This is a genomic window from Anoxybacteroides tepidamans, from assembly GCF_014201465.1.
Taxonomy (GTDB): domain Bacteria; phylum Bacillota; class Bacilli; order Bacillales; family Anoxybacillaceae; genus Anoxybacteroides; species Anoxybacteroides tepidamans.
In genome coordinates this window covers 311,378-326,645 of the sequence record NZ_JACHEP010000001.1, presented here as the reverse complement: position 1 = coordinate 326,645, position 15,268 = coordinate 311,378, and the positions used below count along the sequence as shown (strand labels likewise).

Annotated in this window: 13 protein-coding genes, 1 pseudogene and 2 riboswitches; of the genes and pseudogenes, 13 read left to right on the top strand and 1 reads right to left on the bottom strand. The window is 38.0% G+C overall.

Annotation, left to right across the window (positions count from 1 at the left end):
- The first annotated feature begins 6 nt into the window (after positions 1–6).
- From HNQ34_RS01615 to HNQ34_RS01595, 5 genes and pseudogenes are all read left to right on the top strand, one after another.
- A complete protein-coding gene (locus HNQ34_RS01615; protein WP_183251008.1) occupies positions 7–285 on the top strand; it encodes a hypothetical protein in 279 nt (92 codons plus the stop codon).
- Between the two features lie 1,295 nt (positions 286–1,580).
- A pseudogene (locus HNQ34_RS17885) lies at positions 1,581–1,775 on the top strand (DUF4351 domain-containing protein); the annotation flags it as partial.
- Positions 1,776–1,905: 130 nt separating this feature from the next.
- Complete coding sequence (locus HNQ34_RS01605; RefSeq protein ID WP_183251007.1) at positions 1,906–2,856, top strand: alpha/beta hydrolase; 951 nt, start codon at positions 1,906–1,908, stop codon at positions 2,854–2,856.
- A gap of 73 nt (positions 2,857–2,929) precedes the next feature.
- Positions 2,930–3,559, top strand: a complete 630-nt coding sequence (locus tag HNQ34_RS01600; protein ID WP_183251006.1) for an FMN-binding negative transcriptional regulator — start codon at positions 2,930–2,932, stop codon at positions 3,557–3,559.
- A 326-nt stretch (positions 3,560–3,885) separates the two neighbouring features.
- Positions 3,886–4,962, top strand: coding sequence for an NAD(P)H-dependent flavin oxidoreductase (locus tag HNQ34_RS01595; protein WP_183251005.1), 1,077 nt, complete (start codon positions 3,886–3,888; stop codon positions 4,960–4,962).
- 146 nt (positions 4,963–5,108) lie between these two features.
- Here HNQ34_RS01595 and HNQ34_RS01590 read toward each other — a convergent pair whose 3' ends face one another.
- On the bottom strand, positions 5,109–5,936 hold the full coding sequence (locus HNQ34_RS01590; RefSeq protein ID WP_183251004.1) for a helix-turn-helix domain-containing protein: 828 nt from the start codon (positions 5,934–5,936) through the stop codon (positions 5,109–5,111).
- A gap of 260 nt (positions 5,937–6,196) precedes the next feature.
- On the opposite strand from HNQ34_RS01590, the gene HNQ34_RS01585 reads away from it, so the two are divergent.
- From HNQ34_RS01585 to HNQ34_RS01550, 8 genes are all read left to right on the top strand, one after another.
- Positions 6,197–8,149, top strand: coding sequence for a primary-amine oxidase (locus HNQ34_RS01585; protein WP_183251003.1), 1,953 nt, complete (start codon positions 6,197–6,199; stop codon positions 8,147–8,149).
- A 76-nt stretch (positions 8,150–8,225) separates the two neighbouring features.
- A complete protein-coding gene (locus HNQ34_RS01580) occupies positions 8,226–8,801 on the top strand; it encodes a hypothetical protein (protein ID WP_183251002.1) in 576 nt (191 codons plus the stop codon).
- A gap of 116 nt (positions 8,802–8,917) precedes the next feature.
- Positions 8,918–10,174, top strand: a complete 1,257-nt coding sequence (locus HNQ34_RS01575; protein ID WP_312856089.1) for an ammonium transporter — start codon at positions 8,918–8,920, stop codon at positions 10,172–10,174.
- A gap of 513 nt (positions 10,175–10,687) precedes the next feature.
- A riboswitch (guanidine-I (ykkC/yxkD leader) is annotated at positions 10,688–10,827 on the top strand.
- Between the two features lie 161 nt (positions 10,828–10,988).
- Positions 10,989–12,008: an ABC transporter substrate-binding protein gene (locus tag HNQ34_RS01570; RefSeq protein ID WP_183251000.1), complete on the top strand. Its 1,020-nt coding sequence runs from the start codon at positions 10,989–10,991 to the stop codon at positions 12,006–12,008.
- A gap of 12 nt (positions 12,009–12,020) precedes the next feature.
- Entirely contained in the window at positions 12,021–12,839 is an 819-nt protein-coding gene (locus HNQ34_RS01565) for an ABC transporter permease (protein ID WP_183250999.1), read from the top strand.
- Positions 12,840–13,634, top strand: a complete 795-nt coding sequence (locus HNQ34_RS01560; RefSeq protein WP_183250998.1) for an ABC transporter ATP-binding protein — start codon at positions 12,840–12,842, stop codon at positions 13,632–13,634.
- A 40-nt stretch (positions 13,635–13,674) separates the two neighbouring features.
- Positions 13,675–13,776, top strand: a riboswitch (guanidine-I (ykkC/yxkD leader).
- Positions 13,777–13,864: 88 nt separating this feature from the next.
- On the top strand, positions 13,865–14,587 hold the full coding sequence (locus HNQ34_RS01555) for an urea amidolyase associated protein UAAP1 (RefSeq protein ID WP_183250997.1): 723 nt from the start codon (positions 13,865–13,867) through the stop codon (positions 14,585–14,587).
- Between the two features lie 23 nt (positions 14,588–14,610).
- On the top strand, positions 14,611–15,261 hold the full coding sequence (locus HNQ34_RS01550; protein WP_183250996.1) for an urea amidolyase associated protein UAAP2: 651 nt from the start codon (positions 14,611–14,613) through the stop codon (positions 15,259–15,261).
- Positions 15,262–15,268 lie beyond the last annotated feature (7 nt).

The window sequence follows — 15,268 nt, the reverse complement described above, 5'->3', positions numbered from 1 at the left end:
CTTATAGTGGGAGCTTACGAAATAAACGGAATTTTCCTCGTGGTCTTTATCTATTGGCAACTATTTTATGCTGTTAAGAAAAAGGATACTAGTCATATTGTTTACGTTGTTGCTCCTATATTATTAATGTTTATCTTTATTTATACAACTCTTTTTGATTTCATTCCCCCTTATCTACGTATCGGGATTGTTGTTATTGTATATATGTTGCTTATTGTAGTTGGTTTTAGAAATGCAAAGAGGGAAATTAAAGAAGCAAAATTTAGAAACAAGAATGATGCGTAACTTGTGATGCTAGTTGAACCCTAACGCTCGACTAGCACTACGAGGTATCGCCATTTTCATTAGATTACAGGTCAAAGAAATTAAAGGTAAATTGCGAAGTAGAAAGGATACGTAAGAACTATTGAATAGTGCCATGATACACAATGGGTTATAGAGAGATGCAAATGGCAGCTAAAGGAGCGATCAAAGCGATAGGAATATGGGGATTCATACCTGATATCTTTATATTTGCGAATGGTTTTAGAAAAGGGTACTCAGCTGCAGGCAACTAGGAGGGCTAGTAATGGGTGCTTATGAAATATATGGATTTTTCCTTGTGATCCTAATCTATTCTCAACTGTTTCGTATCATCAAGACGAAAGAAATTGACTATGTTTATGCAATAATCCCTATATTACTGGGATTTATTCTTTTTTACACGTCTATCTTTAACTTTATTCGTCTTTATACGTGTCTTAGTGGTTGTTGTAGTGTTTATATTGTGTATAGCAATTTTTATTAGATTACAGATCACAGAAATTAAAGCTAAGCTACGCAACAAAAAGGACATATGAAAATCCTCGAACTGTGATTTGAAAATGATGGTACAAAAAATAGATTTTGCTACTGTGGTTGGAGAGAAACGTTAGTCAACAGAGCGATCAAAGCGATGGGAATATGGGGATTCATACCTGATATAGCGATATTTGCGAATGGCTTTAGAAAAGGGTATTCTGCTTCTGGGAATTAGGGGGAAGAGATCTATAATGAGATCCTATGAAATATACGGAATTTTTGTCGTCATCCTCATCTTCTATTGGCTATTGGAGAGATCTATAGTGGAATCTCATGAAATATACGGAATTTATAATGTCATTCTCATCTTCTATTGGTTATTCGCGATTGTTAAGGAAAAGAACGTTGTTTATGTTTATGGAATCATCCCTACATTACTGTGGCTAGTTCTTTTCTACACTTCTCTTTTTAGTTTCATTCCGTTTCATATACGTGTTGTAATTTTAATCATTGCTTTAGTACTACTTTTTGTACTTTTTGTAATCAAGATTAGATTTGATATTAAGGAAATTAAAGCTGAGCTGCGTAATAAAAGGGATACGTGATATTATGGTAAGTATGTATGGGTGTTTATGCGCATTGGTCGCAGTGCCTGTCACTTTCCGAGGATTATCGAGATTTGAAGAAACAGAGAGTCATCGTACTCTCTGTTTGTTTTTGTAAAAAATATGGATGGGAGAGGAGGAGTTTCGAGTGTTTCATCGAAAAAGTATGTGAAGTTTTCGGAAAGGATGCAATATATGGAAGTCGACTACGATCGGTTGTTTAAAGAGCTGCTCCAAACGTTTTTTGAAGAGTTTATTCTTCTCTTTTTCCCGCAAGTGCATGAGCATATTGATTTTCAGTGCGTGTCGTTTTTGTCGGAAGAACTGTTTACGGATGTGACGGCAGGAGAGAAGTATCGTGCCGATCTACTGGTCGAAACGAAGTTGAAATGAACGAATTGAATTAAACAAACAGTTTTGTTTTTGCACATATTAGTCAGGTTGGAATTGGATGAAGCAAAGCAGCGGCTGTTGCTCGGTTTTTTTGAAACAGATGTGAAATTGTTGGAGGAAATGTTCTATGAGTAAAAAGTTTATTGATCTGCATCGAGAATTTTTACAATTACTTGAGCAAAAAGAATGGAAAAAGGCGCTCATTCTTTCGGAAAAGGCTGAAGTTTTGTATCGCGAGAAGATTTATTATACGAGTTTTTGGAAATCTTGTTTGTTAGCTCAGCTTAATCAGCCTACAGAAGCATTAACACAGTTAAAACTAGCAATGGAGCAAGGTGTCTGGTGGAACCCGGAAACGTTATTAACCGAAGAAATGTTAAGTTCAATTAAAGATAAGGAAGAATTTCAGAAAATCGTGCAAATATGCAAACAGCGTTGGCAAGAGCAACAAAAACGGTCTCTCCCACAACTTTATGTTATAGGAAATAACAAAGACAAAACAGCCATTTTGTCATTACATTGGCGAAAAGATAATGCGCGTGATTTTGCGGAATATTGGAAAAATGAAGAGCTTCTTAAACAATACATGTTTGGTTTTGCACAATCTTCGCAAGTTCGCGGATATGAAACTTTTTGCTGGGATGATAAGGAAACAGCGATAAAAGATATTGAACATTTGTATCATCTTTTTCAAAACAACTATTTAACGAAAGAAAATGAAATCATACTAGCCGGCGCTTCACAAGGTGGCAAGCTTGCAATTGAACTAGCGCTATCTCACCCAGCGATGAAAGTTAAAGGATTCATCGTTGTAGTTCCCGCCATAAAAGACTTAGGCGAATTTGAACAACTTCTTGCTTCAAAAACGGTTCAAAATGTTCCCGGTTACATGATTGCGGGGCGAAAAGACCGATTTTATGATCATACAGAAAAACTGTGCCGCTTGTTAAAAGATTATGGAATTCATTGTGGATTATATGTTGATGAGCATGAGGGGCATATGTTTCCAAAACACTTTCCTAAGCTGTTAGCTGAAGCGATTCATTTTATTGACCAATCTAACGGGAAGGACGCTTAAATTTTTCGGTTCATTCCCCCGTTCTCCTAAGTGGGAAACGGAAAAATCCAAAAATGAAAGGAGCATCGAGAATATGTATATACCGAAGGCTTTTGAAGTTGGTGATCCTGCAAGAATCGTAGAATTCATAAAAAATAATAGCTTTGGAATTTTATTTTCATGTGTAGACGGTAAACCATTTGCGACACATTTGCCATTCTTCATCGATGAGACAAAAGATAATCACGGCGTGTTAATGAGCCATATGGCTAAGCAAAATCCTCAATGGGAGAATTTGAACAACAGTGAAGTGCTTGTCGTTTTCCCTGGTCCGCATGCGTATATTTCACCTACTTGGTATAACGAACCCAATACCGTTCCGACTTGGAATTATGTAGCCGTCCATGTGTACGGAACATTTCAGTTGATTGAAGACAAAGAAACGATGAGATATATTCTGGAAAAAACCGTTGATTTTTATGAATCGTCGATGCATAATCCTTGGAAAGTTGAATTTGATGATTTTATCGAGCATTTAATCGAGAATATTGTTTGTTTTGAAATCAACATCCACAAATTTGAAGGGAAATGGAAACTCAGCCAAAACCATTCGATCCAAAGGCAGCAAAACTTGATAAAAGGATTGAAAACGGTCGATCAATATCATTCGAAAGAAATAGCGACGCTCATGAAACAAAATATTGCACAAGAAGAGGATAAATAGCAAATCATTGCACATGTAACAAGCATCTATATAAATGCAATTTGGAACTTTAACGTTTTCGTCTTTTATGGAGTAATCGGTATGTTTCGACTGTCGGGTGACCGAACAACACCGCTTCCAGACAAATATATTTGTCTGTGAAGCGGTTGGTTGTTCGGTCCTCTGTCACGCGAAGGCGTGACGAAGGCCAGTCACAGACTTGCCTCCGACAGTCGAAAAAATAGGGAGTCTACTTTTTCGTCCGCCATAAGTTAAACCTCCCAGCTGTATTTATATATAGAATTGAGTGAAAATAGGAATATATAAAAGTTAAGGAGGAAAATGACATGTGGAATCATACAGAAGTAACAAACAAACTATCAATCAAATTTCCGATTATACAAGCAGGAATGGCAGGGGGGATCACGACGCCCGAACTTGTTGCTGCTGTATCAAATGCAGGCGGTCTAGGGATGATCGGGGCGGGTTATATGACACCGGAAAAATTGGAGTCGGATATTCAAAAAATAAGGGAATTGACTTCAAAACCATTTGGTGTCAATCTGTTTGTCCCTGAAAATCCGGTTGTCATTCAAGAGGAAATTGAAAGAGCGAATCAACTGCTCGAACCCATCCGCCAAAGGTTGGGAATCGAAAAAAAGAATGATGTTCCACAAATCAACGCTTCTGTTTTTGATGAACAGATTCAAATCGTTTTAAAATACGAAGTCCCAGTCTGCAGTTTCACATTCGGCATTCCCCGGAGAGAAATTATTCATCAATTAAAGAAGAATGGCGTGATCACAATCGGAACAGCCACAACAGTAAAAGAAGCAATAATGAATGAAGAGGCTGGAATGGATATGATTGTCGTCCAAGGTAGTGAAGCTGGGGGGCATAGGGGCAGTTTTGCACAATCATTTGATCACTCTATGATCGGAACAATGGCCCTTATTCCGCAAGTAGCGGATCATGTTTCCATTCCGATTATTGCAGCTGGAGGGATCATGGATGGCAGAGGAGTGTTAGCTTCGCTTGTATTGGGAGCGCAAGCCGTTCAAATGGGAACCGCCTTTGTTACTTGTATCGAAAGCGGAGCGAATGAGCTACATAAAAAAGCGATATTAAACGGCACTGAAGAACAGGCGGTCATCACTTCGGCATTCAGCGGTAAGCCAGCTAGGGGATTAAAAAATGAATTTATCATAAAAATGAAAGAACATGAGGCTACTTTGCCAGCCTATCCAATTCAACATATGCTCACCCAAGATATCCGGTCGGAAGCCGCAAAACAGAAAAATAAAGAGTGGATGTCGCTTTGGTGCGGGCAAACTCCTCGACTAAGCAAAAATTTGCATGCTGAAGAACTAATTGGAATCATCGCAAATCAAGTACAAACCATTATAAATAAATTACATTTCTAGCGTTTTTGAACGTTGGCTTTTTTGGTTGTAAAACGGAAGTGCCCTTGCTTGCAACTTCTCCTTTCAAATGTTAGGTCACACTTTCATTTTATAAGGAATGTTCCATGCAAGGGCTATTTTTATGTTCAACGATCTTTATTCTCTATTCACATCGGAATTGAAGGCTTGTAGATTTCTTTATATTGCTTAGGTGTTAAAAGAACAAACTTTTTGAACTCTCTAATGAAATGTGATTGATCGTAATACCCATTGTCAGAAGGCAAACTTTTAGAGTTTAGCAAGAGAGGATTGTCTGCTTTAAGAATCATATCTAACGAGTTCTGAAATTTAACAATTTGACAAAACTGCTTAGGTGAAAATCCAATATGTTTTTCAAATATTTTGCGTATATATCGGTCGGAATAGCCTATCTCTTCTGATAAATGGTTAATGTTTAAAACCCCGTTAGATAAATAAATTTTTTCAATAGCATAATCAATAATTTTTTGATCATAGTCTACTTCATACTTAGTTCTATCCAAAAATTTTTTGAATATTCTAATCCTTTCATCGAAGTTTTTTCCAGCTGCTATCTCCTCTATAATACTTAAATCTCCTGTCATAACATCAAACAAAGGAATTTGTTGTTCCAAAAGTTCTTTCATTGGATATTTTAATTTGATCATTCCTTGTTCAGGGAAAAATCTTACTCCAAAATATTCACAGTTACTCAGAAATTTTGGTTGTTTGCGCCGTTGAAAGGGGCTGGTCCAAAGAAAAGCGGAAGGTTTGCTGGAACTGCAACAAAATAGTATATCAAAGCAACCATCGGGAACAAGCGAAATAGAGTAGGCCGAATCATTATTTGTTTTAAATTGGTAAAATAGTGCAATATCTTTTCCTATTAACTGTCCTATTGGTTTTAATTCTATATAAGAATTTGTACTAGCTTGAATTTCTGGCTGGAAAGGAAAATAATGTTTAAAATTTTTCAACGTGATCCCTCCTAACCTTTTTATTTGTTATAACGTGTATCGTTATTAGTCATGATTTAAAGAAATCACTATATGCATAGTGATAATATTTATTTTTTTTAGAATCAATTTTATATATGGAACAATTTATATTCCATAAATTTGTTATATTTTATTACATATCAAGTTATATTTTGAGCGTTGTTCCGATTTGTACAATACAAGCTTACTGTAAAACAATTATTATAAAGAAAAACTCAATGAATAGGGAGGAATAGTTTATGCAAACGCGCGAAGAAAAGGTACAAAAAATTTCTCATCCTTTAGAGCCGTTAACAGCCGAAGAAATTACAAAAGTGGTTGCGATTTTACGAGAAAAAAAGAACTTAAGCCATTCTGTGAGATTTGTACAAGTAGTCTTACATGAACCTGAAAAAGAAATAGTATTAAATTACAAAAAAGGAGACCCTATTAATCGAGAAGCTTTCATTATCGTTTTGGATAATGAAACAGAAAAAACATATGAAGCTGTTGTTTCGATTACTAATGAAGAAGTTGTGTCGTGGGAGTATATCCCGGGTGTTCAGCCGAACTTTATGCTAGATGAATTTGAGGAATGTGAAAGAGTGGTAAAAAATAATCCAGAATATAGAGAGGCGTTATTAAAGCGGGGGATTACAGATCCGGATTTAGTGATGATTGATCCTTGGTCTGCCGGTTATTTTAATATAGAAGAAGATGAAGGAAGAAGGATAGCTCGTGCGTTAGGGTGGGTGCGAAAATTTCCGGATGATAACGGTTATGCTTATCCTCTGACAGGGTTAGTAGCTGTCGTTGATTTAAATAAGATGGAAGTTATAAGAGTAGAAGACTTTGCTGTAAAACCTTTGCCGCCGTTAGACGGAAATTACACGCCTGAAACTTCTGATTCAATTGAATTACGTAAAGATTTAAAACCGCTAGAAATTATACAGCCAGAAGGTCCAAGTTTTGAAATTGATGGTCATCATATTCGTTGGCAAAAATGGGATTTTCGTTTTAGTTTTACACCGAGAGAAGGGCTTGTTCTTCATACAGTAGGATATGAAGATAAGGGAAAAATTCGCCCTATTCTTTATCGAGCATCATTAGCAGAAATGGTTGTTCCTTACGCAGACGCTTCACCTGCTCATAATCGTCAAAATGCATTTGATGCAGGAGAATATGGAATCGGCCAGTTAGCTAACTCTTTAACTCTCGGTTGTGACTGTTTAGGTGAAATTCGCTATTTTGATGCGGTTATGACCGATAGTAGAGGGAACGTAAAAATAATTCCTAATGCTATTTGCTTGCACGAAGAAGATTATGGAGTTGCTTGGAAGCACACGGATTGGAGAACAGAAAAAGTAGAAGTGCGTCGTTCACGTCGCCTTGTGATTTCATTTTTTGCTACTGTTGCTAACTATGATTACGGATTTTTCTGGTATTTTTATCAAGATGGAACTATAGAAGTAGAAGTAAAATTAACCGGAATAGTAAATACAGGTGCTCTTGATGAAGGTGAACAACCAAAGTACGGAACTATGATTGCGCCGCAGTTAAATGCACCTTTTCATCAACATTTCTTTACTTTTCGCCTTGATACACAAATAGATGGAATAAATAACTCAGTGGTAGAAATTAATACGGTGCCAGAAAAAAGAGGACCACATAATCCTTTTAATAATGCATTCTATATCGAAACAACAACATTTAAAACGGAACAAGAAGCTCAGCGAATTATGAATTTAGCCTCTCAACGTACATGGAAAATTATCAATCCAAATTCTCTAAACGCTGTTGGGCAGCCTGTAGGATATAAAATTGCGCCGGGTGAAAACTGTCTTCCTTTTGCATATGATGATTCCAGCTTAATCAAACGGGCAGGGTTTATCAAACATCATTTACATGTTACGAAATTTGACAAAAATGAAATGTATGCTTCCGGAAAATATCCTAACCAGCATAAAGGCGGTGATGGATTACCGAAATACGTCCAAGCAAATCGTAATATTGAGAACGACGATATTGTAGTCTGGTATACAATGGGGCATCATCATATTACCCGCCCGGAAGATTGGCCGGTAATGCCAACTGCTTATATTAACTTTCAGTTAAAACCAGTTGGATTTTTTGATCGTAACCCTGCTATTGATTTGCCGCGCCCGATACCGAAAGTGTGCCATTCGGAAACGAGCTCTTCTTGCCAGCGCTAATTGTGGTGAAAAAGGGGTTGGAAATAATGATAACCAACTCCTTTTTCATAAAATTTTGATCATTTGGAGGTGAAATATGCTGCTTATTATTAGTACATTTATTGTCCTGCTATATATAGTTTATTATGTGAGAAAAATTTATCCGAATAAGCATAATTTAAGTGGCATGGTGGGAAAAGGTATCGCAATGGCTTTAGCGATGGTGAGCAGTCTAACTATTGGTTTTTTGTTAGCCGTTCCTCTTCAAGGTCGATTGGCTGTTTCGACAGTATTAGCCATTACTTTAAGCTGTTTTATTGCCTATTTGATTGGGAAACCATTCGGCCTATTAGCGATTATAGAAGCTTTGGCTGCCGGCCTAATGGGCGGAATGATGGGAGCTATGTTAGTGGAGATGTTGCAAAATTATATTACCTTAATGATGGCGTATATGGATGTAATCTATGTTTTGAGCTTTTCTTTTGCCATTATGATTATCAACAGAGAAGCAACAAAGAGAGATTCAGAGCTCCCTAGTGTAAATCGACCTCATTCTTTTCTTTTAGCGATAGCCGTTCCATTAATTATTGTCGGAATTGTAACTTTTCTAGATAGTGATACAGAAGATAACAATATAAGTGGCTATAACCATCATCATATGATGAAAGAGTAAAGGGAGGTTGTCATATGTTTTCTTTATCGAAAAAAGGAAGTTCTTTATTCGCTTTGATATTAGGGATTTTAATCGTTTTTCCGCTAAATGTATTTGCTGCTGGAAGCGAGCCTCAAATTGATTCTGGAGATACAACTTGGATGTTAATTGCTACAGCTATTGTTATTTTTATGCATGTACCGGGTCTTGCTCTCTTCTATGGTGGATTAGTTAGTGAACGAAATGTCGTATCAACCATGATGCATAGTTTTGTCAGTCTTTTAATCATTTCTGTTGTTTGGGTACTATGGGGGTACAGTTTGAGTTTTGGGCCAGACATTAAAGGAATCATCGGCGGATTTGATTACTTAGGCTTTCGTGGGGTAGGTGGAGAGGCAGCTTTTAGTACGCTAACTATCCCTCATTATGTTTTTGCCATATTTCAATGTGCTTTTGCTGCTATTACGGTTGCTATTATCTCAGGGGGGATTGCTGGGCGCATCTCTTTTTCGGCTTGGGTTGTTTTTTCAGTCCTGTGGGTAACATTTGTTTATGTACCGATGGCTCACTGGGTATGGGGAGGCGGCTGGTTGTTTAAAATGGGAGAACTTGATTTTGCTGGTGGTACTGTCGTTCATATCCTTTCAGGAGTAAGTGCGCTTACGGCTGCGTTAGTTATTGGGCCGAGATTTGAATATTTAAAGAAAGATCACGCTCCGCACAATATTGTTCTTTTTTTAATTGGTGCGGCTACCCTTTGGTTTGGCTGGTTTGGTTTTAACGCCGGAAGTGCCCTTGGTGCTAATAGTGTAACGACGCTTGTTTTTGCTAATACTCAAGTTGCTGCGGCGGCCGGGGGATTGGGATGGATGTTAATAGAGTGGAAAATACGTAAACGCCCTACACTAGTTGGGACGGCAACGGGTGCGATAGCTGGTCTCGTTGCGATTACTCCTGCAGCGGGATTTGTCACTATTTCTTCAGCATTGATTATTGGCTTTATTGTTGCGCCAGTTTGCTATGTTGCTATACATTTTGTTAAAGCGCGGTTTAAATATGATGACACATTAGATGCTTTTGGGGTTCACGGTATTGGTGGTATATGGGGATCGATTGCTACTGGTATTTTTGCAACAAAAGATGTCAACCCAGCAGGGAACGATGGCTTGCTTTACGGTAATCCGGAGCAGCTGTTGCATCAATCTATAGGTGTAGTTATCGCTGTTGCGCTTGCTGCTATCGGAACTTTTATTATTTTAAAATTAATGGGCTTATTTATACAATTACGGGTGAGCAAGGAAGAAGAATTAATGGGGCTAGATCTTAGTTTTCATGAAGAACCAGCATATAACCAATTAGGGAGTTTAGAAATGGCGGTAACAAAATCAGACTAAATTTTCCTATGTAGAGAAATGAAGTCACTTGTATACTGTCTTACGCATAGTTTATGTATCGTTTTCGATGGTAAGCATTCGCTGAAAAATGCAGCGGGTGCTTTTTCTTATCTGCTCGCGTTCAGATGTTTAAACAGTTATGATTATAAGAAATATGTTAGATAATATAACGAAGGAGTAGAGAATTTTTTTGTTATGTATAACATCAAGGTTGAAAATATTTTAAGCATCGAAAGAAAGATTTCTTTTCGATGTTCTAGCTGCAATGATGTATATTTTATAACAAACCATGTCAAAAAATATAACACAAATGTTGCAGGCATAAATAACAAACGCTATAATCGCAATTAGAAAAGGGGTTATGCAAGGATATTAATAGACAGTTTGAAGGTTCTTCACCTTAAAGGTGTGATCATCATAATTTCAACAAATCGGTTGTTTGCCAAGTCCGGTTTATGGTGATGAGCTTAGTTAAAAGAGAATATAGTTTCCTCGCCAATCGTGCGTAGGAAAAAATAAGCTCTCTAGGGTTCCGTTAATAGCGCTTTGATGGAATGAAAAATTCGCTGTTAAGTCTGGTCCGAGAGAGAGCGTATAGAAAAATGCTTTATTGCGTTTTTCTATATACACGGAAGGATAAAAGCCTGGGAGATTTGTTACTATCTTTCATGCTTTTATCCTTTTTTATTTAATGACGAAAAGATCGTGTCATGGGGGATGGTGATTGGAGGAAATATACAACTTCTGTTCACTATTATTTTTCACTAAAGTGCTTAGATGAAAAATATAAAAATATATAACCGAGGTGAGAGAGATGAAAAAGAATTTGCGAACGCTCTTTCTTTTGTTGGTCATCATGTTATTGACAGCTGCTTGTGGAAATTCGTCAACAAACACGAAAGAAAATGCGAATGAAAAAAGCCAACCAATCAAAATTGGTTTCAGCGCATTACCTAGTTGGTATTTGTGGCATTTAGTTGAAGAAAAAGGGTTTTTTAAAAAACACGGAGTAAATGTGGAACTAGTATGGTTTCCTGTTTATGCTGATTCGCTTTCGGCGCTGAACACAGGAAAAATCGATGCAAATAGCCAAGCGTTGATTGATACGCTCTCTCCTCTTGAAAAAGGATTAGATTTAAAGGTTGTTTTTATTACAGATAATTCATTAGGAGGAGACGGGCTTGTTGCCACAAAGGATATTAAAACGGTCGCTGATTTAAAGGGAAAGAAAATTGGCACAGAAATTGGTACGATTGAACACTTTTTTATGCTCACCGCTTTGAAGGAGGCGGGATTAAGTGAATCGGATGTGAACTTTACGAATTTGACTGTCCAAGACGCTGGGAATTCGTTTATTGCAGGGAATCTAGATGCAGCTGGATTATGGGAGCCTTTTTTAAGCATGGCAGTTGAAAAAGGAAAAGGGCATAAGTTGGTGACGTCGGCTGATTTCCCTGGCCTCATTTCGGATGTTTTTGTTGTGCGAGGAGACGTCGTAAACAATCGGAAGGAAGATATACAAAAAATAGTAGCTGCTTGGTTCGATGCGGTCGATTACTTTTCTAAAAACTACGATGAATCCATTCAGTTGATCGCTGAAAAAGCTGGAATCTCTAAAGAGGAGCTAGCGGCTGGAATGGAAGGGTTTAAATTATTTTCACCAGAGGAAAGTTTAGAAGCCTTTAAAGAGGGGAATACGTATCAATCGATTTATTATACAGCTCAGAAAAATGCAGAATTTTTAAAAGATTTAGGTTTTATTAAAAAAATACCTGATCTAAGTCGTTTTGTTGATCCTGCGTTTATTAAAGAAGAGGTGGCCAAAACGAAATAAGGAGCTGATTTTATGGAATGGCGGCAAAGGAGAAGAAACAACGCGATGCTGTTTAAAATTCGCGAAGACATTTCTAAACGATGGTACTTTACAGGGGTCGCGATAGCTTTTCTTTCATTATCTTTTGTTTGGATCTTATTAAGCTATGCGAAATTAGTCGATGAAGTTTTTCTTCCTTCTCCCTCGAATGTCATTGAGTCTTTGTTTTCATCTTTATTGAATCCAGATTATTGGAAAGAAATTGGGATTAGTGTATACAGAGTGTTTATGGGGTTTTTGTTAGCGTGTATATTAGGGATACCGCTTGGGATTTTAGCGGGGACATTTAAATTTGCAGAGTCTTTCATTGTACCTGTTTCTGAGTTTATTCGTTATATGCCAGCTGCAGCTTTTATTCCACTCATCATGGTGTGGGCTGGAATTGGGGAAGTGGCAAAAATTCTCGTTATTTTTATCGGGTGCTTTTTTCAGGTTGTATTAATGGTAGCAGATAATACTAGTCAAGTTCATAAAGATTTGCTTTACGCTTCTTATACTCTCGGTGCGACCCGCTGGCAAGTTGTTTCGAAAGTGATTATTCCAGCGATGCTTCCGCAACTAATGACGACAATGAGGCTAATCATGGGATGGGCTTGGACGTATTTAGTAGTGGCTGAGCTCGTGGCTGCCAATAGCGGCCTTGGATATTCCATTATGAAGGCGCAACGATTTTTAGATACGAATTCCATATTTGTAGGCATTATCGTCATCGGATTGTTAGGGCTTATTATCGATCGATGTTTTGCGATGATTAACAAAAAGCTATTTCCGTGGGCGGAAGGAGGAAATTAAATGTTGAGTGTGATAAAAACGGAACCTTTTTCGCAAACTTCGAAAATTGAAATAGATATTCAAAATTTATCAAAAGTATATAAAACAAAAAACGGTTATTTTCAAGCGCTAGACAATGTATCTTTATATGTGAAAAATGAAGAATTTGTGTCGATTATTGGTCCTTCGGGATGCGGAAAATCAACGATTTTAAGAATATTAGCTGGTTTGGAAGAACCGACTTCAGGAAGTGTGAAAGTATCAGGTGAGGAAGTGATAGGGCCAAGTAAAAAACGAGGAATGGTATTTCAATCTTACACGCTCTTTCCTTGGTTAACTGTGAGAGAAAATATTGAATTTGGACTTAAACTGAAAGGTATGAGGGAAAAAGAACGAAAGGAAATTTCTGATCGGTACTTAGAGTTGGTAGGGTTAGAGAAGTTTGCTAATTCGTATAGTAAAGAATTGTCTGGGGGAATGAAACAGCGAGTGGCCATTGCCCGCGCTTTAGCCAATCAACCAGAAGTATTGTTAATGGATGAACCGTTTGGCGCATTAGATGCGCAAACAAAGCAGTCTATGCAGCAATTACTATTGAACATTTGGAAAAAAGAAAAGACGACCATTGTTTTCATTACGCACGATATCGATGAAGCTCTATTTCTTTCACAACGAATCTATGTAATGGAGGCGCGGCCGGGAAGGATCATTGAAGAGATTGATGCTGACTTACAATTATTCAAAGATGGCGAGCTTGTGGACGTTGAGCGATTTATGAAAATAAAAAAACATATTATTTCTTTATTAAACCATTAGATACTATCACATATGTTTGATGTTGTTGAAAAAGTGAATGATTAAAGTTTTCTAGGGTTCCGCGGATGGTTGATCCGGTCTGGTCCGAGAGAAAACGCACAGTTAAAAACTGTGTACACGGAAGGATAAAAGCCTGGGAGGTATCAATTAAGACAAATTGTCTTAGTTCCAACAATTTGTCTCATTGTTGCCTCCTTTTGATTTTTGAGAATTTAAGGGAGGTTTATAAAATGGAAAAAATTTGGTCTAAATTGCTAACCCCCGGAGGAAAGTGGTCTAGTATCATCGGGCGGGGAAAACTTGTTCGTTTTACAGCTCTCGATGAAGGAGCAAATGTTTCGTTATTGTTGTATAACGCAAAGGACATGTCTGAACGTTATAACATGCCTGATACATTAAAAGCTCAACATACGGTCTATTTAACTAAAGGAAACGTGTTAATGAGTGACAACGGGCGGGTGTTGGCTAGCATTGTTGAAGATAGTGTCGGTTGGCACGATACGATTTCCGGTTATACTACCCGGGAAATGACGGATGCCAAATACGGCGCAACCACTTATCAACAATTGCGAAACGACTGGCTTCGCAGCGGAGAAGAGAACTTTGCGATGGAACTTGTCCGAAATGGATTAAGTTTGAGAGATTTAGTTCCTGTCGTCAATCTTTTTTCAAAAGTGTATTGCGACGATCGTGGTGACATGCACTTTGTTGTAGGGCATTGCCAGAAAGGAGCTACCGTCACGCTGCGTACAGAAATGGATGTATTGCTTGTGTTGTCCAATACACCGAATCCTTTAGACCCAAGAACACCTTATCCTTCCGTGCCTGTCACGATGGAAGTGTTTAATGCTGTGCCAACAAATCTTGACGATTATTGCGTCAACTTTTGTCCGGAAAATCGGCGTGCATTTGAAAATACGTGGGAGTATTATCAATTGATCAACTGCAACTGAGCAAAATTGAATACAAGGAGGAAATGACGATGTTTCATAAAGTAGAAAGCCCGCGCAAAATAGAAGAGGCGGTGTACGATCAAATCATCCCGGCAGGAACAGGCTGGATGTACGAATTGTTTCCTGGTCAAGTTCTTCGCATTGTCGATTTGGAAGGAAACCAAGCGGTTGATACGTTATTTTTTGATTCGGAAAATCCGGAAGACCACTACAGTGCAGTGGCGACGATCACTGCCCAAAAAAATATTTACCTTACAGCAGGTTCCATATTACGTTCAGAATCAGGAAAAGAATTAATGAAAATCGTTGCAGATACATGCGGGCGGCACGATACATTAGGTGGTGCTTGCTCCGCCCAAAGCAATACAGTGCGCTATTCCCACGACACTTTATTTATGCATAACTGCCGTGATACATTTATGCTCCTTTTAGCTCAGCACGGTGGAAGTTATACAAAAAGAGACTTAGCTCCTAATGTGAACTTTTTTATGAATGTCCCTGTCACTCCGGAGGGGGGGTTAGAATTTGTCGATGGCATTTCCGGACCGGGACGTTATGTCGAATTGCTTGCGCTGCGCCGGACTACTGTGCTCATAAGCAATTGCCCGCAATTAAACAATCCATGTAACGCTTATAATCCGACACCGATACAACTGCTTATTTGGGACAAATAAAGATGGA

Coding starts and splice junctions, on each gene's coding strand:
- HNQ34_RS01605 (WP_183251007.1), top strand. CDS start 1,906: ATGAGTAAAAAGTTTATTGATCTGCATCGAGAATTTTTACAATTACTT.
- HNQ34_RS01600 (WP_183251006.1), top strand. CDS start 2,930: ATGTATATACCGAAGGCTTTTGAAGTTGGTGATCCTGCAAGAATCGTA.
- HNQ34_RS01595 (WP_183251005.1), top strand. CDS start 3,886: ATGTGGAATCATACAGAAGTAACAAACAAACTATCAATCAAATTTCCG.
- HNQ34_RS01585 (WP_183251003.1), top strand. CDS start 6,197: ATGCAAACGCGCGAAGAAAAGGTACAAAAAATTTCTCATCCTTTAGAG.
- HNQ34_RS01580 (WP_183251002.1), top strand. CDS start 8,226: ATGCTGCTTATTATTAGTACATTTATTGTCCTGCTATATATAGTTTAT.
- HNQ34_RS01570 (WP_183251000.1), top strand. CDS start 10,989: ATGAAAAAGAATTTGCGAACGCTCTTTCTTTTGTTGGTCATCATGTTA.
- HNQ34_RS01565 (WP_183250999.1), top strand. CDS start 12,021: ATGGAATGGCGGCAAAGGAGAAGAAACAACGCGATGCTGTTTAAAATT.
- HNQ34_RS01560 (WP_183250998.1), top strand. CDS start 12,840: ATGTTGAGTGTGATAAAAACGGAACCTTTTTCGCAAACTTCGAAAATT.
- HNQ34_RS01555 (WP_183250997.1), top strand. CDS start 13,865: ATGGAAAAAATTTGGTCTAAATTGCTAACCCCCGGAGGAAAGTGGTCT.
- HNQ34_RS01550 (WP_183250996.1), top strand. CDS start 14,611: ATGACGATGTTTCATAAAGTAGAAAGCCCGCGCAAAATAGAAGAGGCG.